This window comes from Rhodanobacter sp. C06, from assembly GCF_002001105.1.
Classification (GTDB): Bacteria; Pseudomonadota; Gammaproteobacteria; order Xanthomonadales; family Rhodanobacteraceae; genus Rhodanobacter_A.
On the sequence record NZ_MUNP01000080.1, the window covers coordinates 73,152 to 98,613 of the forward strand.

The 25,462-nt window shown below is 69.1% G+C and carries 20 protein-coding genes and 1 tRNA gene; 13 read left to right on the forward strand and 8 right to left on the reverse strand.

The window, feature by feature from the left end; all coding sequences use genetic code 11:
- Positions 1-66: 66 nt before the first annotated feature.
- The 6 genes from ftsY (at position 67) to B0E52_RS18015 (ending at position 4,512) form a co-directional block, all read left to right on the forward strand.
- On the forward strand, positions 67-1,149 hold the full coding sequence (ftsY, locus tag B0E52_RS17990; RefSeq protein WP_077486046.1) for a signal recognition particle-docking protein FtsY: 1,083 nt from the start codon (positions 67-69) through the stop codon (positions 1,147-1,149).
- 24 nt (positions 1,150-1,173) lie between these two features.
- Positions 1,174-2,280, forward strand: coding sequence for a membrane assembly protein AsmA (locus B0E52_RS17995; RefSeq protein WP_077486048.1), 1,107 nt, complete (start codon positions 1,174-1,176; stop codon positions 2,278-2,280).
- Positions 2,277-3,323, forward strand: a complete 1,047-nt coding sequence (mutY, locus tag B0E52_RS18000; protein ID WP_077486050.1) for an A/G-specific adenine glycosylase — start codon at positions 2,277-2,279, stop codon at positions 3,321-3,323. The genes B0E52_RS17995 and mutY overlap by 4 nt, the downstream gene beginning before the upstream one ends.
- 101 nt (positions 3,324-3,424) lie before the next feature.
- Positions 3,425-3,703, forward strand: a complete 279-nt coding sequence (locus B0E52_RS18005; protein ID WP_077486052.1) for an oxidative damage protection protein — start codon at positions 3,425-3,427, stop codon at positions 3,701-3,703.
- Between the two features lie 81 nt (positions 3,704-3,784).
- Positions 3,785-3,860 (forward strand) — tRNA-Phe (locus B0E52_RS18010).
- A gap of 193 nt (positions 3,861-4,053) precedes the next feature.
- The gene (locus tag B0E52_RS18015; protein ID WP_254426864.1) at positions 4,054-4,512 is read left to right on the forward strand and encodes a hypothetical protein; all 459 of its coding nucleotides are present in this window, start codon (positions 4,054-4,056) and stop codon (positions 4,510-4,512) included.
- 24 nt (positions 4,513-4,536) lie between these two features.
- On the opposite strand, the gene B0E52_RS18020 is transcribed toward B0E52_RS18015, so the two are convergent.
- Positions 4,537-6,261, reverse strand: a complete 1,725-nt coding sequence (locus B0E52_RS18020) for an MASE1 domain-containing protein (RefSeq protein WP_168174227.1) — start codon at positions 6,259-6,261, stop codon at positions 4,537-4,539.
- A gap of 303 nt (positions 6,262-6,564) precedes the next feature.
- On the opposite strand from B0E52_RS18020, the gene B0E52_RS18025 reads away from it, so the two are divergent.
- The gene (locus B0E52_RS18025; RefSeq protein ID WP_077486058.1) at positions 6,565-6,825 is read left to right on the forward strand and encodes a hypothetical protein; all 261 of its coding nucleotides are present in this window, start codon (positions 6,565-6,567) and stop codon (positions 6,823-6,825) included.
- A 148-nt stretch (positions 6,826-6,973) separates the two neighbouring features.
- Here the strand turns inward: B0E52_RS18025 and recQ are convergent, their stop codons facing one another.
- The 4 genes from recQ to lptF are packed head-to-tail and all read right to left on the reverse strand — an operon-like array spanning position 6,974 to position 12,082.
- Entirely contained in the window at positions 6,974-8,788 is a 1,815-nt protein-coding gene (recQ, locus tag B0E52_RS18030) for a DNA helicase RecQ (protein WP_077486060.1), read from the reverse strand.
- A gap of 60 nt (positions 8,789-8,848) precedes the next feature.
- Positions 8,849-9,868 (reverse strand): low-specificity L-threonine aldolase, encoded by a 1,020-nt coding sequence (ltaE, locus tag B0E52_RS18035; RefSeq protein WP_077486062.1) that lies wholly within the window; start codon positions 9,866-9,868, stop codon positions 8,849-8,851.
- A gap of 10 nt (positions 9,869-9,878) precedes the next feature.
- Positions 9,879-10,973, reverse strand: a complete 1,095-nt coding sequence (gene lptG / locus B0E52_RS18040; protein ID WP_077486064.1) for an LPS export ABC transporter permease LptG — start codon at positions 10,971-10,973, stop codon at positions 9,879-9,881.
- Positions 10,970-12,082: an LPS export ABC transporter permease LptF gene (gene lptF, locus B0E52_RS18045; RefSeq protein ID WP_077486066.1), complete on the reverse strand. Its 1,113-nt coding sequence runs from the start codon at positions 12,080-12,082 to the stop codon at positions 10,970-10,972. Before lptF ends, lptG begins: the two co-directional genes overlap by 4 nt.
- A gap of 95 nt (positions 12,083-12,177) precedes the next feature.
- On the opposite strand from lptF, the gene B0E52_RS18050 reads away from it, so the two are divergent.
- Together B0E52_RS18050 and B0E52_RS18055 are read left to right on the forward strand one after the other, a co-directional pair.
- Positions 12,178-13,668: a leucyl aminopeptidase gene (locus B0E52_RS18050; RefSeq protein WP_077486068.1), complete on the forward strand. Its 1,491-nt coding sequence runs from the start codon at positions 12,178-12,180 to the stop codon at positions 13,666-13,668.
- Between the two features lie 86 nt (positions 13,669-13,754).
- Positions 13,755-14,174 (forward strand): DNA polymerase III subunit chi, encoded by a 420-nt coding sequence (locus B0E52_RS18055; protein ID WP_077486070.1) that lies wholly within the window; start codon positions 13,755-13,757, stop codon positions 14,172-14,174.
- 5 nt (positions 14,175-14,179) lie between these two features.
- Here the strand turns inward: B0E52_RS18055 and B0E52_RS18060 are convergent, their stop codons facing one another.
- Together B0E52_RS18060 and B0E52_RS18065 are read right to left on the reverse strand one after the other, a co-directional pair.
- Positions 14,180-17,707: an ATP-binding protein gene (locus B0E52_RS18060; protein ID WP_343124510.1), complete on the reverse strand. Its 3,528-nt coding sequence runs from the start codon at positions 17,705-17,707 to the stop codon at positions 14,180-14,182.
- Positions 17,708-17,936: 229 nt separating this feature from the next.
- Positions 17,937-21,515 carry an ATP-binding protein gene (locus B0E52_RS18065; RefSeq protein ID WP_343124511.1) on the reverse strand — a complete coding sequence of 1,193 codons (3,579 nt, stop codon included), beginning with the start codon at positions 21,513-21,515 and terminating at the stop codon, positions 17,937-17,939.
- Positions 21,516-21,697: 182 nt separating this feature from the next.
- On the opposite strand from B0E52_RS18065, the gene B0E52_RS18070 reads away from it, so the two are divergent.
- Genes B0E52_RS18070 through B0E52_RS18080 form a run of 3 tightly spaced genes read left to right on the forward strand, consistent with a single transcriptional unit; the run spans position 21,698 to position 23,444 of the window.
- Positions 21,698-22,321 (forward strand): YceI family protein, encoded by a 624-nt coding sequence (locus B0E52_RS18070; RefSeq protein WP_077486076.1) that lies wholly within the window; start codon positions 21,698-21,700, stop codon positions 22,319-22,321.
- Positions 22,318-22,878, forward strand: a complete 561-nt coding sequence (locus B0E52_RS18075; protein ID WP_077486078.1) for a cytochrome b — start codon at positions 22,318-22,320, stop codon at positions 22,876-22,878. Before B0E52_RS18070 ends, B0E52_RS18075 begins: the two co-directional genes overlap by 4 nt.
- A gap of 8 nt (positions 22,879-22,886) precedes the next feature.
- Positions 22,887-23,444, forward strand: coding sequence for a YceI family protein (locus B0E52_RS18080; protein WP_077486080.1), 558 nt, complete (start codon positions 22,887-22,889; stop codon positions 23,442-23,444).
- Between the two features lie 68 nt (positions 23,445-23,512).
- On the opposite strand, the gene B0E52_RS18085 is transcribed toward B0E52_RS18080, so the two are convergent.
- Positions 23,513-23,743, reverse strand: a complete 231-nt coding sequence (locus tag B0E52_RS18085; RefSeq protein ID WP_077486082.1) for a glutaredoxin family protein — start codon at positions 23,741-23,743, stop codon at positions 23,513-23,515.
- A gap of 65 nt (positions 23,744-23,808) precedes the next feature.
- Here B0E52_RS18085 and B0E52_RS18090 point away from each other — a divergent pair, with 65 nt between their 5' ends.
- A complete protein-coding gene (locus B0E52_RS18090; RefSeq protein WP_077486084.1) occupies positions 23,809-25,191 on the forward strand; it encodes an L-serine ammonia-lyase in 1,383 nt (460 codons plus the stop codon).
- Positions 25,192-25,462 lie beyond the last annotated feature (271 nt).

A 25,462-nucleotide genomic window follows, 5' to 3' on the forward strand; every position in this document is an offset into this window, starting at 1 on the left:
CGGCTCAGCGGCCGGTACGGATGGGGGTGTTAGCATGCCGCCCATTGTCTTTGAATCGCCTCCGCAATGCTCAAGTTCTGGAAGAAGAAGCCCGCCGAAATCCCGTCCACGCCTCCCGCCGAGGCGCCGGCCGCGGATGCGCCGCAGGAAGCGGCGACCCCGGTTGCGTCACCGGTCGAGACAGTCGCCGCCGAGGTTTCCGCGCCCGCCGTCGCCGAAACGCCGGAAGCGGCGCCGGGCAAACGCGGCTGGCGCGAGCGCCTCGCCGGCAGTGCGCTGGGTCGCGGTCTGGGCAGCCTGTTCCAGCGCAACCCCAAGCTCGACGACAATCTGCTGGACGAGCTGGAGACCACCCTGATCAGCGCCGACGTAGGCGTGGAAGCCAGCACCGCGCTGGTGGAAGACCTGCGTCGGCGCATGCACAAACGCGAATTCGCCGACGCCACGGCCTTGCGCGAGGCGCTGCGCGAGGCGCTGGTCGCCTTGCTGAGGCCCGTGCAGCAGCCGCTGGAACCCGCCGGCCGCAAGCCCTTCGTGGTGCTCACCGTGGGCATCAACGGCGTGGGCAAGACCACCACGATCGGCAAACTCGCACGCCGCTGGCGCGACGAGGGCCACAACGTGCTGCTGGCCGCCGGCGACACCTTCCGCGCCGCCGCGGTCGAACAGCTCAAGACCTGGGGCGAGCGCAACGGCGTGCCGGTGATCTCGCAGGGCCAGGACGCCGACGCCGCCAGCGTGATCTTCGACGCGCTGCAGGCCGCGCGCTCGCGCGGCGCCGACGTGCTGGTGGCCGACACCGCCGGCCGCCTGCATACCCAGGGCGGCCTGATGGACGAGCTGGGCAAGATCGCCCGGGTGCTGAAGAAACTCGACCCCGAGGCGCCGCACGAGGTGCTGATGGTGATCGACGGCACCACCGGCCAGAACGCGGTGAACCAGGTGCGCCAGTTCCGCCAGATCGTGGGCGTCACCGGCCTGGTGGTCACCAAGCTCGACGGCACCGCCAAGGGCGGCGTGGTGTTCGCGCTGGCGCGCGAGTTCGGCCTGCCGATCCGCTACGTGGGCCTGGGCGAAACCGCCACCGACCTGCGCAGCTTCGACGCCGCCGCCTTCGTCGACGGCCTGCTGCCCGCCGGCCATGTCTGAGCATCGAAAGAGTGCGGCGCTGACATGACGCGCGGACTACGACGGCTGCTGATCGGCGCGGGCGCCCTGGCGTTCGCCGCGCTGTTCGCCGTGCTGGTCGTGGTCTACCTGCTGCTGCAGCCCGATCGCTTCACCGCGATGCTGCAGGAGCAGGCGCACGATGCCGGCCTGGTGCTGAACCTCGCCAGCCCCGCCAGCCCCACCTTGTTCCCGCGCCCGGCGCTGGATCTGCGCGGCATCACGCTCAATGCCGAGGGCGCGGACAGCCCGATCCTGCTCGCTTCGCGCGGCCGGCTGGTACTGCCTTGGCGCACCCTGTTCGGCGGCCCCACCGCGATCGCGCAAATGGAAGTGGATGCGCCGCGGGTGGATCTGGACGCGCTGCAGGACTGGCTGGCCACCTTGCCGCCGCAGCCGGCCAATACCGCGCCGACGATCCCGCGCATCGATGCCGGCATCAGCATCGAGCACGGCAGCGTGGTGCGCGGCGACCAGCTGCTGCTCAACAACGTGACGCTCACGGCCGGCACGCTCGCGCCCGGCCAGGAATTCCCGCTCAGCATGTCCGCCAGCACCGCCGCGGGCCTGCCGCTGCAGCTGCGGCTCACCGCCACCCCGCACATGCAGGGCAACGCGATGCAGCTCGACCACATCCAGTTGCACCTGTCGCAGGGCAGCGGCACCACGCTCGCGCTGAGCGGCAACGCCCGCTGGCACGGCGCGGCCGATGCAGCCGCGCAGCTCAGCGGCAAGCTCGACCAGGCCGACGCCGGCAGCTACGACATCGCGCTGACGCTCGCACCGGCCAACCAGACCGACCCGCTGCTGCTGCACCTGAAGCTGGACGGCCCGGACAACCACGCCGACCTGCGCCTGCCGCCGCTGGCGCTGGCGCACTGGTGGAGCACGCTCAACGCACCAGCCGACCGGCAAGCCGGGCCGCTGCCCAGCGTGCCGCCCGGCAGCGGCACGTTGCAGGTGGCGAAACTGCAGGTCGGCAACCTCGCCATCGAGGGACTCAGCGTGCAGGCCGGTGGCGACGCCCCCGCCGTAGCCGGCACGGTGACAAAACCCGCAGCGGCACCGGTCAAGTCCGGTGCAGGCGGCAAGCCAGGCAGCAAGTCGAAGTGAAGCCGTTCGCCGATGCCCTGCTGGCCTGGTTCGACCGCCACGGCCGCCACGACCTGCCCTGGCAACACCCGCGCGACGCCTACCGCGTGTGGCTGTCCGAGATCATGCTGCAGCAGACCCAGGTCGCCACCGTGGTCGGCTACTTCGAGCGCTTCGTCGCAGCGCTGCCCGATCTGCCCGCGCTCGCCGCTGCGCCCGAGGACCAGGTGCTCGCGCTGTGGTCGGGCCTCGGCTACTACCGGCGCGCGCGCTTCCTGCATCTTGCCGCGCAGCTCTGCGTGGAGCGCCACGGCGGCAAGCTGCCGCGCGACTTCGACGCGCTCGCCGCCCTGCCCGGCATCGGCCGTTCCACCGCGGGCGCGATCCTCGCCCAGGCGCACGGCCTGCGCTTCCCCATCCTCGACGGCAACGTGAAGCGCGTGCTGGCGCGCTATCACGGCATCCACGGCCATCCCGGCACGAGCGCGGTGGAGAAGCAGCTGTGGCGACACGCCGACGCGCATACCCCGGCCACTCGAGTAGCCGATTACACCCAGGCGATCATGGATCTGGGTGCCACGGTCTGCACGCGCGGCAAGCCGCGCTGCGAAGCCTGCCCGCTGGCCGAGGCTTGCGTCGCCCGACGCGATGGACTTGTCGCGCAGCTGCCGTCGCCGAAGCCGACGAAAACCACGCCCGTGCGCGCCACCGTGATGCTGATCCTGCGCGATGCGCATGATCGCGTGCTGCTGGAGCGGCGCGGCTCGCAAGGGGTATGGTCCGGCCTGTGGAGCCTGCCCGAAGCCGCCGACATCGACGGCGCGTGGCGTGATGCCAAGCGACATGCGCACATCGACGACGCGCAGGCGCTCGCGCCATTCGTCCACGTATTCAGCCACTACAAGCTGCGTATCGAGCCGCTGCTGTTCGACGGCGCAACGGCACCGCGCGGCATCGCCGACAATCCCCAACTGCGCTGGTGCAGCGCCGAAGAGCTGGCTGCGCTCGGCCTGCCGGCACCCGTGCGCAAGCTGCTGCTCGACATCGCCAACCCGCCGTCGTAGGAGCGCACCCTGTGCGCGAATGCTTCGTACCCTGATCGAAGCAAAAGCGTTCGCGCACAGGTGCGCTCCTGCCCGGCCAGGCAAAGACCCGAGGAAAATCCATGAGCCGTACCATCCACTGCACCAAGCTCGGCATCGATGCCGAGGGCCTCGATTTCGCGCCTTGGCCCGGTCCGCTGGGCCAGCGCATCTACGCCGAGATCTCCAGGCCCGCATGGCAGCAATGGCTGGCCCACCAGACCATGCTGATCAACGAATACCGACTCAATCCGCTCGACCCGAAGGCGCGCAAATACCTCGCCGAGCAGATGGAGAAATTCCTGTTCGGCGGCGAGGTCGACCAGGCCGCCGGCTTCACCCCGCCCGACCTGCAGTCTTGACGACAAGCCGTGCATTCGGTCTAATGCACGGCTCCACGCCACACCGACGCGCGCAACGCCCGTCCTGCTGGCAAGGCACTTGGCCGGGTAGCTCAGTTGGTAGAGCAGGGGATTGAAAATCCCCGTGTCGGCGGTTCGATTCCGTCCCCGGCCACCATCGTCATGCATCAGGCGCGCCCATGTGGCGCGCTTCGTTTTTCGCCCCTCACCGCCCGCTCCTGCGCGGCGATGGCCACGGCGGCGGCGCCACTCATCGCATGCGGATTGCCAACTGGGGATGCATTTGCCTTGCTTCGGTAGTGGTAGTTTCGGCTCGGGCAGATCGCCCTCCATAAATCAAGGGGTCCACCATGCGCATGTTGACTCGTGCAATCTTCGCGGCGTCGTTCGCCATAGCCACCGGGGCTGTCTTCGCGGCCACGCCCGCCACCGGCCTCGGCCAGGCCTGGCCGAATGCCCAGGACGTCAGCACCAACCCGAATTTCCACGTGTATGTGTTCGCCATGGGCGGCGTCGAATACATCCAGGTCAACGATCTCAACGGCAACGTGCTCGGCAGTGTCGGCACCGCGGGTGGCCAGTTCATCACGCTGCCGATCGGTCGCTTTGCCCAGCAGGTCGTCACGCCCAGCCAGCCGGCCAGCGCGCCCACGACCGCCGCCGCCACGGCTTCAGCCGCCACGGTCTACAACGACGGCACCACGGCGGTGACGGCCACACCGTTGAGTGATGGCACCATGCGCCTCAATGCTGCAGCCGCCCAGCTCCCGTGTGACCCGATCGACTGCAGTCTCAAAGGCATTCACTGAAGCTTGCAGCCAGCCGCCCTCGTATCAGATGCGGGGGTGGTTCGGCTCCAGGAACGAGACCACCACCTGCTTGCCATCGGGCATGGCGCGTTCGCGCAGTTGGCCGCCATAGGTGGCGGCCCGATCCATGATGGCCTCGCGCCCCAGGCCCGTGGCACTGATGCGCAGACGCTGCCGCAGGGTCACCCAGTCCACGTGCAGCGATCGCGCCGGATTCCAGCGGAGGTCGATCATCACGACCGCCCATGTCCGGCCCTTGGTGCCGCAGCGGACCTTCACCAGCACATCCGCGGGCTCGTGCGTGAGGCAGGCCTCCGAGATCGCTTCGCACACCACACGGTAAACGACCAAGCTCAGCTCGCGCGGAAAGCCGCCCACGGGTCCGCGCAAGTCACACCAGTACCTGATGCCGGCCTCGTGCAGAACACGGGCCAAGGCCCCTTGGTTCAAGGCCCCGGGCAAGCCATGTTCGCGCAGCACGCCGGGGTTCAGGCTGTCGGTCAGCAGGAAAAGCTGCTCCTGGGCGCTCTCGGCGTGCCGGCGATAACCGATGTCGTCCGTCACCGGCTGCAGATAGCGCAGGCGCCCGAGTATCAGTTTGAACGCACCATGGATCGACTGACCTAGCTGATCCAGCGCCTGCGCCGTGACGCGCAGCTGAGCTTCGCCCAAGGCCGCATTGCGATGCGCCAAGGCCATCGCCATGCGCGAATCGAAACGCTCCTGCTCCACCCGCTGCGTCAGCGCCGTCATGCGGGCGCCCACCAGCAGCATGGTGGAAATGGCCAAGGCCACCAAGGTCTCGGCCTGCAGGGTGGCGGGATCGTTGGTGGCGGGCATCAGCATCACGATGCCCAAGCTGGCCAAGGTACCAGCCACCGCCGCACCCTGCCAGCCATGCCGGAATGCCATGAAGATGACCGGCAGGAACATGGCCATCTGCACCATGGCTCGGATCTGGGGATTGTGGTCGCCGAGCCAGACCAGGAACGCGATGAGCGGGAGCGCTCCCAACGCACCTTCGATCAGGAAGCGGCTCTCCAGCAGTGCCGGCAGCCAACGCCGCCACTGGAAATCGGCAGCTGCGAAACTCTGGTAGACCACCAGCGTGATCGGCGCGACCGTGAGCACGCCCATGAAATTGCCCAGCACCATGCGAGCCGTCACCGCGCTGTAATGGACGACATAGCCTGGTGGGAGCGTCGCAAACCGCACCTGTACGATGGTCTCAACCGTCGCAATGATCGCAATGATCAAGGCGCACAGTACGAAGATCGGCATGTTGACCGTTCCCCGCGACGGAAACAGCCGCCAGCGCTCCCGAAACCACCACACCACGGGAGCCTCATAGGCTAGCGATGGAATTGTGTTGAGCACGGTCCAGAGCAGACCGAATTGATCAAAACAAATGTAGCTGACGTAGGCCTGACAGGCGGTGTCCGCAAAGAAGAGTGCTGGCCAGTAGCGGTACGGGACCAGCATCAACGCGGCAAGGTGAAGGCCGGCCAGGATGACCCAATGCCGGATGGAAACCGCATGAAACAGGGACAGCACAGCCAGGTAGACACCTGCCACCAAGGCTTGCCGCAACACGGCCCCCGACCACGATCCAACGCGCATTGCGTCCCCCCGCTCGATCCTTGACCCCTGCCCCGAAGACCCGATCACGCCGCCATCATCGCGGTACTTGTGCCGAACCACCGTCCCGCGGCGCAACCCGAAGAAGCATAGAACCGGATTGTGGGCCATGCCAGCCCCGGCATGGGTCCGCCGCATCGATGATGTTCAAGCAAAAGCAATGCCAGCTTGCCAACTGGTCGCCAAGTCCGCCGCTCCGACGCCTCAGGCTTGCAGGCCCCGAAGGTGCGCCTTCGTGGAACGCTCCAATCCGCTGCAGGGCATACAAGCAAACAGTCCCAACCCTCGCGCCAACGCAATGCCGTCCAACGGCCGCTGCTCCACGCCGGCTGTCACCCCGCTGCCACCCGCGGATCACCGGCGGGCCATCTGCGCCGTCCAGACTGTCCGCCCCGTCTCCCGAGGACCGCGGCCATGCCGGCGCAATACGTTGCCCCCTCGAAGTTCGGCCTGTTCCGCATCGTGCGGCACGGGCGGCGCTGGCGCAGCCTGCTGGGGGATTGCGAATTGGCGCGGCACGACGACGTGGCCGCGGCGCTGGCCTACCTGCACGCGAGCTGCCCGCGAGCCCGCCTGCCGGCAGCACTGGAGCACTGGCGCTATCTGGGTGAACCGCCGGCACGGCTGGTTCAGATCAGCGTCAACGACAACGACGACTGGCTGCTGGCCGGCTGAGCCGCGGTGATTCGGGCGGCGGCCGGCACGATGCCGCTGACGAGGGTGGCGATGCACGAGGCTTCGTGCATGGAAGCCCCTGGCGGGCGCGCGACGACTCCCATTAAAGGGCATCCGATGACGCGCACGGGCACGCCGCCGTGGCGATTCACTCGACCGCGTTGATCACCGCGAGGAAATCGCGCCCGTAGCGCGCGAGCTTGGCCTCGCCCACGCCGCTGACCTGGGCCAGCTCGCCTTCGTTGGCCGGCATCGCGCGCAGCATCGCCAGCAAGGTGGCGTCATGGAACACCACGTAGGGCGGCACACCCTGCTGGCGCGCCAACTGCGTGCGCAGGGCGCGCAACGCATCCCACAGCGGCTGCTCGTAGGCTTCGATGCCGAGGTTGGCACCGGTGATCAATTGACTGTCGCGGCGACGGCGCGCGGAACGCACGGGTTTCGCATCCTCGCGCAGGTGCACGCGCTGCTTGCCCAGCAGCACCTCGCGACTGCTCGCGGTGAGCCGCAAGGTGCCGTAACCCTCCGCGTCGGTGGCGAGCAGCCCGGCCGCGAGCAACTGGCGGAACACCGAGCGCCAACCCTTCTCGTCCAGATCGGCGCCAATGCCGAAGGTGCTGAGCTTGTCGTGATCGAGCTGGCTCATGCGCTCGTTGTCCACGCCGCGCAGGATGTCGATCACGTGGCCGGCGCCGAAACGCTGGCCGCTGCGGTACACCGCGGACAGCGCCTTCTGCGCGGGCACGGTGGCGTCCCAGGTCTTCGGCGGTTCCACGCAGTTGTCGCAATGGCCGCAAGGGCCGTGGTAGTCCTCGCCGAACGCGCCCAGCAGCAGTTCGCGCCGGCAGCGCGTGGCCTCGGCATAGGCCAGCAGCGATTCCAGCTTCTGCCGCTCGATGCGCTTGCGCTCGTCCGCCGATTCGGATTGCGCGATCATCTGGCTCATCGTCACCACGTCGGCGAGCCCGTAGATCATCCACGCCTCGGCCGGCAAGCCGTCGCGGCCGCCGCGGCCGGTCTCCTGGTAATAGCCTTCCATCGAGCGCGGCAGGTCCAGGTGTGCCACGAAGCGCACGTCGGGCTTGTCGATGCCCATGCCGAACGCGACCGTGGCCACCATCACCACGCCGTCCTCGCGCAGGAAGCGCTGCTGGTTCTTCGCGCGCGTGGCCGCATCGAGGCCGGCGTGGTACGGCAGCGCCTCGATGCCGGCCTCGGCCAGCCATGCGGCGGTGTCGTCCACCTTCTTGCGGCTGAGCGCGTAGACGATGCCGGCCTCGCCGCGATGGCCGTCGAGGAACTGCATCAGCTGCGTGCGCGGGTTGTGCTTCAGCGTCACCCGGTAGCCGATGTTCGGCCGGTCGAAACTGGCGACGAACTGGCGTGCAGCGCCCAGCGCCAGCCGTTCCACGATCTCCTCGCGCGTGCGCGGGTCGGCAGTGGCGGTGAGCGCGATGCGCGGCACCCGCGGGAAGCGCCCGTGCAACACGGTCAGTTCGCGGTATTCGGGGCGGAAATCGTGCCCCCACTGCGAGACGCAATGCGCCTCGTCGATCGCGAACAGCGCCACTTCGACCTGCTCCAGCAGGCCCAGGAAACGCCCGGTGAGCAGGCGCTCCGGCGCCACGTAGAGCAGGTTCAGCTCGCCCGCCAGCAGCTGCCGCTCCACCTCGCGCTGCGACGCCGCGTCGAGACTGGAGTTGAGATAAGCCGCCGCCACGCCCGCCGCACGCAGCGCATCCACCTGGTCCTGCATCAACGCGATCAGCGGCGACACCACGATGCCAGTCCCCTGCCGCAGCAGTGCGGGAATCTGGTAGCACAGCGACTTGCCGCCGCCGGTCGGCATCAGCACCAGTGCGTCGCCGCCCTCGGCCACGTGCTCGACGATGGCCTCCTGCTGGCCGCGGAAGCTCGAATAGCCGAAAACGCTTTGGAGGATGTCGAGCGCGCTGGAAATCATCGCACGCATGCTAGCAAACCGGCGTCGCAGACCGAACGACGCGGAGACAGCGAAGCCGCGTCAGGCTTTGCCGAAGAAAGCGCGGAACGCGCCCACTACCCTCTCGATGCCCGCATCGTCCACGTCGAGATGCGTCACCAGCCGCAGCGTGGGCAGGTAGCCGATGCTGATGCGGATGTTCGCCGCGCGCAGGTGCGCGTCCAGCGCGCGCAGGCGCGCGGTCGGCACGTCGACGAAAACCATGTTGGTGTGCTGGCCGAGCAGGTCCACGCCGGCGATCTCGCGCAGGCAACCGGCGAGGTACGCCGCGCGACGATGGTCGTCGGCGAGGCGCGCCACGTGGTGATCGAGCGCGTGCAGGCCCGCGGCGGCGAGCATGCCGGCCTGGCGCCAGCCGCCGCCGGCGACCTTGCGCCAGCGGCGTGCCTTCTCGATCAGCGGCGCCGAACCCACCAGCACCGAGCCTACCGGTGCGCCGAGTCCCTTGGACAGGCAGATCGACACGCTGTCGAAGAGCTGCGCGATGGCGCGCGCCGAAACGCCGCTGGCCACGGCCGCGTTGTACAGGCGCGCGCCGTCCAGGTGCAGCGCCAGCCCACGCTCGCGGGCGAAGTCGTGCGCAGCTCCGAGGTAGTCCAGCGGCAGCACGCGGCCGTGCCAGGTGTTTTCCAGCGCGAGCAGTTTCGTGCGCGCGAAGTGCGGATCGACCGGCTTGATCGCCGCGGCGACGCGCGGGAGCGGCAACGTGCCGTCCTCGTCCTGCACGATGGGTTGCGGCTGGATCGAGCCCAGTACCGCGGCGCCACCGCCCTCGAACTTGTAGGTGTGCGCATCCATCCCGACCAGGTATTCGTCGCCTCGCTCGCAGTGGCTCATCAGTGCGAGCAGGTTGCTCTGCGTGCCGCTGGGCACGAACAGCGCATCCTCGAAACCGAGCTCGTCGGCCAGTCGCTTCTGCAGCGCGTTGACGGTGGGATCTTCGCCGTAGACGTCATCGCCCACTTCGGCGTCCAGCATCGCGGTACGCATCGCCGGCGTGGGACGGGTCACGGTGTCGCTGCGCAGGTCGACCACATTCATGGCACTCGCCTCAGGCGTGTTTGCGGAAATACAGCCACGCCACCAGCGCCAGCAGGGTCGCGGGCAGCAGGTTGGCGAGCAGCGGCGGCATGCCGTAGACGGTGCCGAAGTTCACCATCGCCTTCTGCAGGAAGTACCACGCGATCGCCAGCAGCATGCCGATGAAGATGCGCTTGCCGAGGCCGCCCGAGCGCATCGCGCCGAACGCGAACGGCATCGCGCACAGCACCAGCACCAGCACGTTGAGCGCATACAGCGCACGGCCCCAGAACGCCACCGCATACACGCCGGGGCTTTCGCCGTTGCGCTCCAGGTAGCTCATGCTGCGACGCAGGTCGCGCATCGACAGGTATTGCGGCTGGATCACCGATTGCGCCAGCACCTGCGGGTTGAGGCTGGATTGCCACTGCTCGCTGGCCGCGGTGCTGCTGTGCGTGCCGGTGGCGTCCAGCGTGGTGCTGCGCACCTCGTGCAGGATCCACTCGTGACCGTCGTGGTCGGCGGTCTTCGCCCAGTCGAAGCGACTGAGCTGACCGTCGGCGGTGAGCGTGAACACGCGCACGTCGGTGAGCTGCACCGCGTCGTGGTCGCCCACCCGGCGCACCACGCTGCCGCGCGCGTTGATGATGCGGTCGCCGTCGCGCGCCCACAGCCCGCTGCCGGTGGCGCCGATGTTGCCGCTCTTCATGCGCAGTTGCATGGTCTGCGCCAGCTGGTCGCCCCAGGGCGCGGCGGTCTCGCCCAGGATCACCACGCCCACGATCAGCACCGCGATCACTCCGGTGGCCGAGGCGGCGATGCGCAGGCGCGACATGCCGGCGGCGCGCAGCGCGGTGAGCTCGCCGGTGGCGGCGAGGCCGCCCAGGCCCAGCAGCCCGCCGATCAGCGCCGCGTTGCCGAACATCTCGTAGGCGCGGCGTGGCGTGGTCACCAGCACGTACACCGTCGCATTCGTCAGCGTGAAACCATTCTTGCCCACATTGCTGAGCTGGCGCAGGAACTGGGTGACCGCATCGAAGCCGGTGAGCACCAGCCACACGCCAATCAGCGAACCGAGCACGCTGAACGCGACCAGCCGATCCACCCTCTTGATCGCGAACTTCATGCAGGCAGCGCCTTCTCGTTGCGCGGCTTGCGCGGCGCGTACTGCTTGCGCCACAGCCACGCGGCGAACGCCAGCATCAGCACGTGCAGCATCCACAGCGCCGTCTGGTGGTGCCAGTGGCCCTTGCCGATCTGCGCCCGCCCCAGCGCCAGCAGCAGGTAGTACAGGTAGAAGCTCAGCATCGCCAGCATCAGGCGGCCGTAGCGCGGTTCGCGCGGGCTCTGCCGCGACAGCGGCAACGCCAGCATCAGCATCACCAGGGTCAGCGCCGGCGCGTTGGTGCGCCAGGCCAGCTCGGCAAGGGCGAGCGGATTGGTGGAGCGCGCGAGATCCAGCGTGGACATGCTCTCGGCGGGATCCTCGTCGTCGTCGCTGGTCACGTTGGAGAGCGAGGAATCGTTGCGCTGGTATTGCATGCGCCGCCAGCTGTCCGCACCCAGCGGGATGTCGTACTGCCAGCCGTCGTGGAACGCGATGTAGCGGTTCGCGCCGTTGCTCTCCTGGTACAGCTGGCCGTTGCTGGCGGTGACCAGTTTGACGTGCAGCTGGCCGTCCTTGCTGGTGCGCTGGGTGGACACGAAGCTGCGGCCCAGCCGGGTGCCGTCCTGGCTCAGCGTGTCGACGAAGATGATGCCGCCCTTGCCGGGCAGCTCGGTGAAGCGGCCGGCGTCGAGGCCGGCGGCAACCACCGAACGGTTCGCCGCGGTCACCATCGCATCGCTGGTGCGCGCCGCCCACGGCCCCAGCCACAGCGACACCACCGCGGTGAGCAGCACCAGCGCCACGGCGAGTATCGCCATCGGCCGCAGCAGCCCGTTCGGCCCCATGCCAGAGGACATCAGCACGTGCATCTCGCTTTCGCGGTACATCCGGCCCAGCGCCATCAGCACACCGATCATGCTGGCCAGCGGCAGCATGTTGGTGAGCCCTCCCAAGGTGCGCAGGCCCAGCACCTGGAACATCACGCTGGCCGGAAAGCTGCCCCTGGCCACCTGCTGCAGCACGCTGGCGAACGCCGTGCCGGCGACGATCACCATCAGCACCACCACGGTGGCGGCCACGGTCTGCGCCAGCTCGCGCAGGAAATAGCGGTCGAGAATGCTCAGCATGCGATAAACTTGTGGGCTTCCGTCAACGCCGACCCCGCCGGCGAACCGCCAGTTTAGCCGGTTCGCCGCTGGCCGCGCCCACGCAGGAACGCCCGATGACCCTCCAGTTCAGCCTGACCACCGCCGCTCCCGAAACCGCCGACACCGCCTGCGTGCTGGTGGGCGTGTACGAACAGGGCGTGCTGACCAGCGCTGCCGCCTGTGTGGACGGTGCCACCGGTGGCGCGATCAAGCGCCAGGTGGAGAGCGGCGACATCAGCGGCAAGGCCGGCAGCACCACCCTGCTCTACGCGCCGACCGGCATCGCGGCGAAGCGCGTGCTGGTGGTGGGCTTGGGCACGCAGAAGGGTTTCGACGCGGCGCGCTACCAGAAAGTGGCGATCGAGGCCGCCCGCGCGCTGGGCAAGCTGCCGCTCGCCGAGGCGACGTGGTATCTCGCCGAGGTGGACGTGCCGGGCCGCGACGCCGCCTGGCGCGTGCGCACCGCCGCACTGGCCGCCGACCATGCCGCCTACCGCTACACCGCCACCTTCAAGCCGCGCGAGAAGAGCGCGCAGACGGAACTGGCGTCGCTCGCCTTCGCCGCGGGCGCCGATGCGGAAGCCGGCCTGGCGCAGGCCTGCGGCATCGCCGAGGGCGTGCGCTTCGCGCGCGAACTGGCCAACCTGCCGCCGAACATCTGCACGCCCGTCTACATCGCCGAGCAGGCGCAGGCCTTCGCCGACGCGCACGACAAGGTCGATTGCCGCGTGCTCGACCACGTGGAGATGGAGAAGCTCGGCTTCGGCTCGCTGCTCGCGGTGGGTCGTGGCTCGGCGAACAAGCCGAAGCTGATCGCGCTGCAGTACCACGGCGGCGCCGCGGGCGCGGCGCCCTACGCCTTCGTGGGCAAGGGCATCACCTTCGACACCGGCGGCATCAGCCTCAAGCCCGGCCCCGGCATGGAGGAGATGAAGTTCGACATGGGCGGTGCGGCCGGCGTGCTCGGCGCGTTCGTTGCCGCGGTGAAAATGGGCGTCGGGCACAACCTCGTCTGCGTGGTGCCTTCGGCCGAGAACATGCCCGACGGCGACAGCTACCGTCCCGGCGACGTGCTCACCAGCCTGTCCGGCCTCACCATCGAAGTGCTCAACACCGACGCCGAGGGTCGGCTGATCCTGTGCGACGCGCTGACCTGGACCGCGCGGACGTTCCAGCCGCAGGCGATGATCGATGCCGCCACGCTGACCGGCGCCTGCGTGATCGCGCTGGGCAAGCACGCCAGCGGCCTGTTCAGCAGGCACGACGACCTCGCCACCGAACTGCTCGCCGCGGGCGAGCACGCGCTGGACCGCGCGTGGCGCATGCCGCTGTGGGACGACTACCAGGTGCAGCTCGACTCCGGCTTCGCCGACGTCGCCAACATCGGCGGCAAGAGCGCCGGCGCGATCACCGCCGCCTGCTTCCTGTCGCGCTTCGCCGAAGGCCAGCGCTGGGCGCACCTCGACATCGCCGGCACGGCCTGGGATGAAGGCCGCAAGGGCCTGGCCACCGGCCGCCCGGTGGCGCTGCTGGCGCAGTGGTTGCTGGATCGTTGCGAGAAGTGAGTGAAGAGAAGTGGGGGAGTGAGAGCTGAAGGTTTGAGGCATCATGCCCATGCCACTTCTCCCTCCTCCCTACTCACTCCTGCCTTATGCGCGCCGACTTCTACCTGATCGACAAGCCGCGCTTCCGCGAACAGCCGCTGCTCCTGGTATGCGAGCTGGTGAAGCGCGCGTTCGCGGCACAGCAGCCCACGCTGATCCTCACCCGCGACCACGCGCAGGCCGAGGCGATCGACGAATTGCTGTGGGCGTTCGACGAGGATGCCTTCATCCCGCACCAGCTCGCCGGCGACGACGACGATGCGGGTACCGCGGTGCTGATCGTGCCGCCCGGCGTGGACACGCCCGATCGCCCGCTGGTCATCAACCTCCGCGAGGGCTGCGCCAGCGGCCAGTTCCAGCGCGTGCTGGAAGTGGTGCCTGCCGACGAGGCGGAGCGCACGGGATCGCGCGAACGCTGGAGCGAATACAAGCGTCGCGGCTTCGAGCTGCACAAGAACGACATGTAAGCGGCTCAGCCGGCCATCGCCAGCTCACCCCCGCCCGCTCCGCGCAACACCCAAGCCAGCATCGCCGCCAGTTGTTCGCCGCTGAGCGGCTTGCGCAGGAAGCCGTCCATGCCCGCCTCGCGCGCGTGCGCCTCGTCCGTCTCGCCCGAGCGGGCCGTCACCGCCACGATCGGCAGGTGCGGCCCCGTCTCGCGCTGGCGGATCAGCCGCGCCACCTGGAAACCGTCCACGCCCGGCAGGTCCAGGTCCAGCAGCACCGCGTCGTAGCAGTTCCGCTCCAGCTCGGCCAAGGCCAGCAAGCCGTTCGCCACATGGCAGGCCGCATGGCCCTGCTGCTGCAGCAGGCCGGTGATCACCGCCGCCACGATCGGGTCGTCCTCCACCAGCAGCAGGCGCAGCGGATGTTCATCGGCGGGTGACGGCGAGGCTTGTTCATCCGCGACGTGGCCCACCTCGATCAGCGGCAACCGCACCAGGAAGCTGCTGCCGTGGCCCAGCCGCGATTGCAGCTCGATGCTGCCGCCCATCATCTCCACCAGCTCGCGGCAGATCGCCAGACCCAGACCGCTGCCAGCGCGGCGCTGCGGGCTGTCCTCCTGTTCGAAGCGCTGGAACAGCCGCGCCTGGCTGCCTTCGGGAATGCCCGGCCCCGTGTCGCTGACGCTGAACAGCAGGCTGTCGCCGCCGCGCGCGGCGCGCAGAGTCACGCTGCCGTGCGCGGTGAACTTCAGCGCGTTGTTCGCCAGGTTCAGCAGCACCTGCTTGACGCGCACCGCGTCGCCGATCGTCTGCGCCGGCAGGTCGTCGGCGATCTCCACCACGAAGCGCAGGCCCTTGCTCCAGGCCTGGCCCTGCTCCAGCTGCGCCACGTCCTCGACCAGCTGGCGCGGGTCGAACGGCGCCGGCTCCAGCTCCAGCCGCCCGGCATCGATGCGCACCAGGTCCAGCGCGTCGTTGAGCAGCTTCAGCAGCATGCTGCCGGAGCGTTGCATCGCCCGCGTGTAGTCCTGCTGCTTCGGATCCAGCGGCGTGTTCAAGAGCAACTCGGCCATGCCCATCACGCCGGTCATCGGCGTGCGGATCTCGTGGCTCAGCGTGGCGAGGAACTGCGTCTTCGCCGCGCTGGCCTGCTCGGCCAGCGCGCGGCGCTGCTCGATCAGTTCGATGCGGTGGCGCTGCGCCAGTCGCCGCCGCCACGCCCACATGATCCAGCCCACCACCGCCGCCAGCGCCAGCGCATACAGCAGCCACGCCCACCAGCGCAGCCACGGCGGCGCCTGCACGTGGATGCGCAGCGGCGTGGCCAGATGCGACCACACACCCTCCGCTCCCGTCGCCATCACGTCCAGCGTGTAGTCGCCGCCGCCCAAGCCGGAGAGGTCGCGCTCGCCCTGGTTGCCCACGTCCACCCAGCCGGGATCGAAGCCGTGCAGGAAGAAGCGATAGTGGTTGTCCACGGGATCGAGGTACGAGTACACGCGCGCCCGGATGTCCAATTGGCGGTCGCGCCAGCCGACCTTCACCACCCCGGCGCCGATCGGCAGCGCCTGCTGCGTGCCGTGCCGGCGCACGTTGATGCCGGTGATCGCCAGTGGCGACGCCGTCTTCTGCACGCCGATCCGGTCCGGATCGAAGGCCACCACGCCGCCCAGGGTCGGTGCATACAGGTAGCCGCTGGGCATCAGGGCGTAGCCGCGCGAGAACTCGCCGTTGGCTAGCCCGTCCTGCAGGCCGAAGGAACGGAAACGCCCGTTCGCCGGGTCGAAGCGCCACAGGCCGTCGTGACCGAATACCCAGACCCGGCCCCCGGTATCCACCTTGAGATCCACCACGTTGATCGACGGCCAGCCATGCGCCGCATCTACGGTGCGCTCGCGCACCAGCTTGCCGTCGCTTTCGATGCGGTAGTGCGCCAGGCCATTCGCGTTGGCCATCCAGATGCCGTGCGGGGTAAACGCGAACGCGTCCACGCTCTGCCCCTGCGGCGCGCCCGGCGCCATCACGAAACGGTCGCGCGCACCGTCCAGCCGCATCATGCCGCCGTCGCTGGCGTACCAGAACACGCCACCACGCAACGTCATCTGGCTGCCCCAGCGCACCTTCTCGTTGGCCTGGTCCATCGCCACCGGACTCACCGCCAGCGTGTCCGGATCGATGCGGAAGATGCCTTCGCCGAAGGTGCGCGCATACATCTTGTCGTCAGGGCCCGGCTCCACCTCCAGCGGACGCCGCATGCCGCTGCTGCCCGCGGGATCGACGCGCATGCAGGGATGGCGCGGGTCGTCACACACCTCGATCGCCCCCTGCACCACCACCCACAGGCGCCCGCGCGCGTCCTCGGTCATGCCGACCACGTCGCCGCCGAGATCCGAGTAGCTGTGCTCCACCTGCCCGGTGACGGGGTCGAGCCGGTCCACCCGGCCGGCGCGCTCGCCCACCCAGACATGGCGACCATCCTTGCCGCGCGCCATGGTGGTGGCGATCGAGTCGCGCAGACTGGCCGCATCGTCCGGGATATGGGTGAAGCGGCTGAAGCTGTCCCAGCCCGGCGCCAGGTAGCCGACGCCGCCGTCGAACAGTGCGAACCACAGCCCGCCGGCGCGATCGACCAGCATCTGCCATACCCAGGTGCCGGGCAGGTCGCCGTTCAACGCGGGCTGGTTGGTCACCGGCATCACCGGGGCGTCCGCGCGCGGCTGCATGAACAGCCCGCGCTGCGTGCCGACCCACAGCCGACCGGCATCGTCGCGCACGCTGGCCATCACGTTGGTGGCGGGAATCGTGCTGCCGCCGAAATGCCGCGCCAAGCCGTCCGGCCCCACCACCATCAGGCCGCGGATGGTGGCGATGCGCACGTCGTCGCCATTCCCGCCGATGCTCCAGGCTGACATCGACTGCCGCGGATCGGCGGCCAGCACCGGATGCACCTGCCCCTGCGCATCGCGGCGGAACACGCCGAGGTCGCTGCCGATCCACAGCTGGCCGCGGGCATCGACATGGAGCGCGCCGACCAGGCCGAAGCTCTCGGCCTTGCCGCCGGGCGCCCGGTAGCTCACGTGCTCGAAGCCGCGGCCATCCGGCCGCATGCGGTCCAGCCCTTGCCCCGTGCCCACCCACAGCGTGCCGTCCGGTGTCTGCGCGAGCGACCATGTGCGGTCACTGGCGAGGCTGGCGGGATCGTCGGGGTCGTGTCCCCAGTGCTCGAACTTGCCGGTGACCGCGTCGTAGCGGTTCAGTCCCGCATTGAGGCCGCCCGCCCACAGGCGGTTGCGGTCATCCACCAGCAGCGTGGCAACGCCGTTGTCGTACAGCGAACCCGGATCGTTCGCCACGTGGCGGAACACCTTGAAATGCACGCCGTCATAGCGCGCGATGCCGCCCTTGGTGCCGAACCAGATCGCCCCGGCGTGATCCTGCACCACGGCGTAGACATTGGAACTGGGCAGGCCGTCGGGCACGCCGTAGCGGCGGAACTGCGGCGTGACCATGGGCACCGCCGCCGCGGCGGGGGCCGGCGGGGCGGCCGCCTTCACGGACGCGGGCGCCGCGATGAGCAGGAGCAGGAGCAGGCCGGACAAACCTGCCGACAGCATCGGCCTGCAACCCATCACGTTCCCCTGCATGGCGGCGCCCGGGCAGGCGCGGCGACCCCGCACGGCCTGCACCGTTTCGTCCGCGGATCATGCCAAAACAAGGCCGGGGAAGCGAATGCGGGGCCGCTGCCCCGCGCACCCGGCGCGCGGGAGCGGCGCGGAATGCACCCTACCCGGCCGCAACCGCCTCGGCATCCTCCTCGTCGCCTGTCGCACGCAGCACGCGCGCCAGCATCGCCGCCAGTTGTTCGCCGCTGAGCGGCTTGCGCAGGAAGCCGTCCATGCCCGCCTCGCGCGCGTGCGCCTCGTCCGTCTCGCCCGAGCGGGCCGTCACCGCCACGATCGGCAGGTGCGGCCCCGTCTCGCGCTGGCGGATCAGCCGCGCCACCTGGAAACCGTCCACGCCCGGCAGGTCCAGGTCCAGCAGCACCGCGTCGTAGCAGTTCCGCTCCAGCTCGGCCAAGGCCAGCAAGCCGTTCGCCACATGGCAGGCCGCATGGCCCTGCTGCTGCAGCAGGCCGGTGATCACCGCCGCCACGATCGGGTCGTCCTCCACCAGCAGCAGGCGCAGCGGATGTTCATCGGCGGGTGACGGCGAGGCTTGTTCATCCGCGACGTGGCCCACCTCGATCAGCGGCAACCGCACCAGGAAGCTGCTGCCGTGGCCCAGCCGCGATTGCAGCTCGATGCTGCCGCCCATCATCTCCACCAGCTCGCGGCAGATCGCCAGACCCAGACCGCTGCCAGCGCGGCGCTGCGGGCTGTCCTCCTGTTCGAAGCGCTGGAACAGCCGCGCCTGGCTGCCTTCGGGAATGCCCGGCCCCGTGTCGCTGACGCTGAACAGCAGGCTGTCGCCGCCGCGCGCGGCGCGCAGAGTCACGCTGCCGTGCGCGGTGAACTTCAGCGCGTTGTTCGCCAGGTTCAGCAGCACCTGCTTGACGCGCACCGCGTCGCCGATCGTCTGCGCCGGCAGGTCGTCGGCGATCTCCACCACGAAGCGCAGGCCCTTGCTCCAGGCCTGGCCCTGCTCCAGCTGCGCCACGTCCTCGACCAGCTGGCGCGGGTCGAACGGCGCCGGCTCCAGCTCCAGCCGCCCGGCATCGATGCGCACCAGGTCCAGCGCGTCGTTGAGCAGCTTCAGCAGCATGCTGCCGGAGCGTTGCATCGCCCGCGTGTAGTCCTGCTGCTTCGGATCCAGCGGCGTGTTCAAGAGCAACTCGGCCATGCCCATCACGCCGGTCATCGGCGTGCGGATCTCGTGGCTCAGCGTGGCGAGGAACTGCGTCTTCGCCGCGCTGGCCTGCTCGGCCAGCGCGCGGCGCTGCTCGATCAGTTCGATGCGGTGGCGCTGCGCCAGTCGCCGCCGCCACGCCCACATGATCCAGCCCACCACCGCCGCCAGCGCCAGCGCATACAGCAGCCACGCCCACCAGCGCAGCCACGGCGGCGCCTGCACGTGGATGCGCAGCGGCTGTGCCAAGCGGCCCCACCCGCCGTAGGCGCCGGCCGCCTCGACATTCAAGGTGTAGTCGCCGGCATGCATGCCCACGAATTCGCGGTCGCCGCTGTTGCCGGTGTCGACCCAGTCGTCGTCCACCCCGTCCAAGCGGAAGCGGTAGCGGTTCGCCCGCGGATTGACGTAGGAAAGCGCGCGCACGCCGATGCGCAAGTCGCGGTCGTTCCAGACCAGGCCGATGTCGCGCTGGTTGGTCGGCAAGGCCCGCATGCCCCGGCTGCCACGCACGTCGAGGGCAGTCACCGCCGGCGACGGCACCGCCGGCCGCTCATGCAGCTGCATGGGGTTGAAGCCGATCACGCCGCCTTGCGTGGGGGCAAACAGCGGGCCGCCGGGCACCGGCCGCACCGGGCCGCCGAGGAATTCGTTGTTGACCAGGCCGTCCTGCGCGCCGAAGTGCTTGAAGCCGCCGTCGCGTGGGTCGTAGCGCCACAACCCGACCTGGCTGAAGATCCACAGGCGCCCGAGCCGGTCCACATGCATGCCGAGCGTCACCGGATTCTTCCAACCCTGCGCCGTCCCCACCAGGCAATCGCGCACGGCCCGGTCGCCTTCCCAGTGGTAATGCTCCAGCCCGTCGCCGCGCACCAGCCAGAACGTCGACCCGATCGAGGTGAAGCCAAGCACGTCTTCGCCCCGGGGGATGCCGGGCACGAATTCCATGCGCTGGCTGGCGGGGCTCCAGCGCATCAGGCCCGCACCGCTCGCATACCAGAGCGCGCCGTCGTGCCAGTCCAGGCCCGATACCCGCAGGTCGACGTCCTTCGCGTCCGCCGGCATCGGCAGCGGCGTCACCTGCAGCGTCCGGGTATCGATCCGGACCACGCCATACTTCGCCACCGTCAGGTACAACGCGCCGTCGTCGCCCAGCACCAGCACTTCGGGCCGGGTGATCTGGCGGCGCTCCGGATCGATCGTCGTGAGCTTGCCGTCCTTGAATCGCTGCAGCGCCCCGCGCACGGTGAACCACAGGCTGCTGCCGTCGTCGACCATCGAGATCACTTCGGTGTTCACGCCATCGACCACGTGCCGGACCTCGCCGGTAAGCGGGTCAAGCTTGTCGATCTTGCCGCGCTCGCCCACCCACAGCTTGCCGTCCGCGCTGGGCGCCACCACGGAGGCCAGCGTGTCGCGCAGGCTGGCGGGATCGTCGGGCACGTGCGTGTAGCGCGAGAAGCCCTCCCAGCCGGGCGCCAGGTAGGCGATGCCGCCGTCGTAGAAGGTGAACCACAGGCCGCCCTCGCGATCCGCAACGACGCGCCAGGTCCACTCGCCCGGCAAGCCGCCCAGCACCAGCGGCTGGCTGTGGAAGCGATGGATGCCGGTGCGCGGATCGTCCATCACCACGCCGTGCAGCGTCACCATCCACAGCCGTCCGGCGCGGTCGCGCGTGCTGTCGAAGACGTATTCCGGCTTCATCTGCGCGGCACTGAACATCGGTCGCGCCACGCCGTCGGCGTCCACGTGCAACAGGCCCAGCCGTGTACCGATGCGCAAGTCCTTGCCGCTACCGTTGATGCGCCAGATCTGGTCGGGCTTGTCTTCGCCATGCACGACCTCGACCTGCCGGATGCTGCCGTCCGGCAGCCGCTTAAGCAGCAGTCCCGACCAGGTGCCGATCCACAGCACGCCGTCGTCGTCGACCTTCAGCGCGCCGACCATCCTGTCCCGGCTGCTGTTGCCGGAGCCACCATCCGCGGCCTGCAGGTAGGGCACGTGCCGCACCTGGCGGCCGTCCGCCGACAGGTGGTCGAGCCCCTCGCGCGTGCCCACCCACAGGCTGCCGTCGCGATCGCGCGCGAGCGCCAGCACCGCGTCGCCGGACAGGCTGTCCGGGCGCTTCGGGTCGTGGCGCCAGTGCTCGAAATGACCAGTGGCCGGATCGAGTCGATCCAGCCCGGCATCGCCCGTGGCGATCCACAGCCGCCCGTCCGTGGCGCATACCAGCTGGGTGATGTCGTTCGAGGACAAGGTATCCGCATCGCCAGGCGTATGTGCATAAGCCTTGAACTCCACGCCGTCGTAGCGCACCAGGCCGCCGGAGCCGCCGAACCACATGAAGCCGCGCCCGTCCTGCTCCACCGCATTGATCGCCGAGCTGGGCAGGCCATCGCCGGTGTCGTAGTGCCTGAACTGCGGCGTGGGCAGCAGGCCTGTGCCTGGCGCGGCGCTCGCCGCCGCGGCGCCTGCCTGCCCCGCGCCGCCGGCGGCCAACGGCATGGCAGCGGACAAGACGGCTCCCAACACGAGTGATGCAAACATGGCGTATCCCCTGCCCCTCGCCGCATCATGCCAAAACGGCGATACCCGCGCGAGCGCGCCCGGCTGTCGCCACGGCATCGATCCGCGGCGCGAACGCTGCGTTCCGGCGTCGTCGCTGGCGCCGCGATCGGCGATCGTCCAGACTTCGCCGCATGTCCCGCGCGCGCCCCACATGCTGGTTGTTGCTGTTGCTGGCCGTACCGGCCATGGCCGCGTTCGCCGACGCGCACGAGTACCGCTACGACACCGTGCACAGCCAGATCGTCTTCAGCATCGACCACGACGGCTATTCGCGACCGTTCGGGCGGCTGCACATCGCACGTGGCTGGTTGCGCCTCGACCCGGACGACCTGGACCATGCGAGCACGGAACTCGACATCGACCTGACCAGCGCGGACATGGGCGACGCCGGCTGGGACAAGGCGGTCTGCGGGCACGCCCTGCTGGATTGCGCGCAATACCGCGAGGCACATTTCGTCAGCCATTCGGTGGAACGCACCGACGCGGACCACGGCGTACTGCACGGCACGCTGACCCTGCACGGCGTGAGCCGACCGCTGACCATTCCGTTCCGCCTCAATCGTGTGGCGCGCACGCTGTACGGCCTGCACGCCGTCGCCGGCTTCTCGGCCACCGCCAGCCTCGACCGCACCGACTTCGGCATCACCGCCTTTCCGAACTCGATCGGCCATCAGGTGTCGGTGTGGATGGAACTGGAAGCGATCCGCGACGACCATTCTTCCAACGACACCCCTGCCGCCAAGGACTCCCCATGAAGCTGCGCAGCGACGACCGCCACTGGGGCGGCATCGCCAAGTCCTTCCACTGGATCGTGGCGCTGGCCATCCTCGGCAACGGCGTGTTCGGCCTGTGCATGGACCTGGCATCGAACCCGATGCAGAAGATCAACTGGCTGGCGCTGCACAAGTCGATCGGCCTCACCGTGCTGGCGCTGATGCTGCTGCGCCTGGCCTGGCGCTGGCCGGACGGACGGCCGCGCGAACTGCCTGCGCCGCGCTGGCAGCAATGGGCCGCGCGCACCACCCACGCGCTGCTGTACCTGCTGGCGCTGGCCATCCCGGTGAGCGGATGGTGGTTCAATACGGTAACCGGCAAGCCGCTGCAGTTCTTCAAGCTGTTCAACCTGCCGGGCCTCGGTGCGAAGAACGATGCGCTACGCCATTTCTCGCACGCAGTGCACGAATACCTGTTCTGGTTCCTCGTGCTGGTGCTGGTGGGGCACGTGGGCGCCGCGCTGAAGCACCATGTGTTCGATGGCGACAATGTACTCAGGCGCATGCTGCCGTTCGGCAAATTGCGCAACGACAAGTGAGAACTGCCATGAAGAAGATCCATACTCTCTGCGCCGGCCTGCTGCTGGCACTCGCCCTGCCCGGCGCCACGCTGGCCACCGACTACACGGTGCAACCGGCCAGCACGCTGGGCTTCACCGGCAACTTCCAGGGCGCGAGTTTCGACGGCAGCTTCAAGCAGTGGCATGCCGCGATCAGCTACGACCCCGCCCAGCTCGCGCAATCGAAGTTCGACGTGACCGTGGCCACGGCCAGCGTCGCGGTGAACGACAAGGATCAGCAGGGCGCGCTGCCCGGCAAGGATTTCTTCGACGTGGAGCAATACCCCAGCGCGCACTTCGTCAGCACCGGTTTCCGCAACGTGGGTGGCAAGGTAGTCGCCGACGGCCGGCTCACCCTGCGCGGCGTCACCAAGCCAGTGAGCCTCGCGGTGGACTTCAAGTCGCAGGGGAAGAACGCCACGCTCGACGTGGACGGCTCACTCAAGCGGCTGGACTTCGGCGTGGGCGGCGGCGACTACGCCGACACCTCCGTGATCGGCGCCGACGTGAAAGTGCACGCGCACCTGGTGCTGCTGGCCAAGTAGGGTGACCCCACCTCAATCCTCCCCTGCATGCGGGGGAGGAGGCGAATGCGTGCGCTGCGCGCAGGCGTTTACCTGATTAAAAAGGCCTGCACCGCCGCCGCGTCGAACGGCCAGTCCAGTTCACGCCCGTCGCGCGCGTCACGCAGCACCGGCACGCGGGTGCCGTAGCGCGCCTCCAGCACCGGCGCATCGTCCACCCACACGCTGTCGAACTCCGGCGCCTGCGCCTCGGCCATGACGGCGAGCGCGAGGTCGCACAGGTGGCAGTAGTCGCGCTGGTAGAGGATGAGGTTGGGCATGCGCCTGCGCATGGATCGGGTGCCTGCGTAGAATAGCGGTTTCCCCTTCCCACTCGCAGCGCATCATGGCCGTCAGCGTATTCGACCTGTTCAAGATCGGCATCGGGCCGTCCTCCTCGCATACGGTGGGGCCGATGCGCGCGGCGGCACGCTTCGCCGAGCGCTGGCTGGAGGAGAAAGGCGTGCTGGACCGAGTCGCGCGCGTGCGCGCCGAGCTGTACGGCTCGCTGGCGATGACCGGCCGCGGCCACGGTACCGACAAGGCGGTGCTGCTGGGCTTCGAGGGCCAGCATCCGGACACGGTCGATCCCGACCTGATCCCCGAGACGCTCAAGCGCATTCGCACCACGCAGCGGCTGCGCCTGCTCGGCAAGCGCGAGATCGCGTTCGACGAAAAGGCGGACCTGGTCTTCAACAAACGCCAGAAGCTGCCGTTCCACACCAATGGCATGCGCTTCTCCGCTTACGACGCCGACGGCAACGAGCTGGCCACGCGCGACTACTACTCGGTCGGCGGCGGCTTCGTGGTGAACACCGACGAGGCGGCGGAAGACCGCATCGTCGCCGACACCACTGAACAGCCCTACCCGTTCTCCACCGGCGACCAGATGCTGGCGCTGTGCGAGAAACACGGGCTCACGATCGCCCAGCTGATGATGGCGAACGAAGCCGTGTGGCGCCCCGAAGCCGAAACCCGCGCCGGCCTGCTCACGATCTGGAAGGCCATGGCCGACTGCGTGACGCGCGGCCTGCGCTCACCCGGCACCTTGCCCGGCGGCCTGCATGTGACACGCCGCGCGCCGGCGATGGCCGAGGAGTTGCGCAACGCACCCGAGGCCGCACTGAAGGACCCGCTCACCATACTCGACTGGGTGAATCTCTACGCGCTGGCAGTGAACGAGGAGAACGCCGCGGGCGGCCGCGTGGTCACCGCCCCCACCAACGGCGCCGCCGGCATCGTGCCCGCGGTGGGCCACTACTACCTGCGCTTCTGCCCCAAGGCCGACGAGAACGGCATCATCGACTACCTGCTCACCGCCGCCGCGATCGGCATCCTCTACAAGGAGAACGCCTCGATCTCCGGCGCCGAGGTCGGCTGCCAGGGCGAGGTGGGCGTGGCCTGTTCGATGGCCGCCGGCGGCCTCACCGCCGCGCTGGGCGGCAGCATCCACCAGGTCGAGAACGCCGCCGAGATCGGCATGGAACACAATCTCGGCCTCACCTGCGACCCGATCGGCGGCCTGGTGCAAATCCCCTGCATCGAGCGCAACGCGATGGGCTCGGTGAAGGCGATCAACGCCAGCCGCATGGCGCTGAAGAGCGATGGCAAGCATCGCGTCAGTCTGGACAAGGTGATCAAGACCATGCGCGACACCGGCCGCGACATGAAGGACAAGTACAAGGAGACTTCGCGCGGCGGCCTCGCCGTCAACGTCATCGAGTGTTAGGCGCGAGGTCGACTCTGCCGTTTCACCGCTCGCCAGTTCACGCCTCGCCCTCGCTCCGATCGACATGCGCTTCAACGCATGTCGATTCGGGCTCGACCTCGCGCGGCGGCCTCGCGGTGAACGTCATCGAGTGCTAGGCGCGAGGCCGGCTCTGCCATTTCACCGCTCGCCGGTTCACGGCTCGCCCTCGCTCCGATCGACATGCGCTTCAACGCATGTCGATTCGGGCTCGACCTCGCGCGGCGGCCTCGCGCCTAGCACTCGATGACGT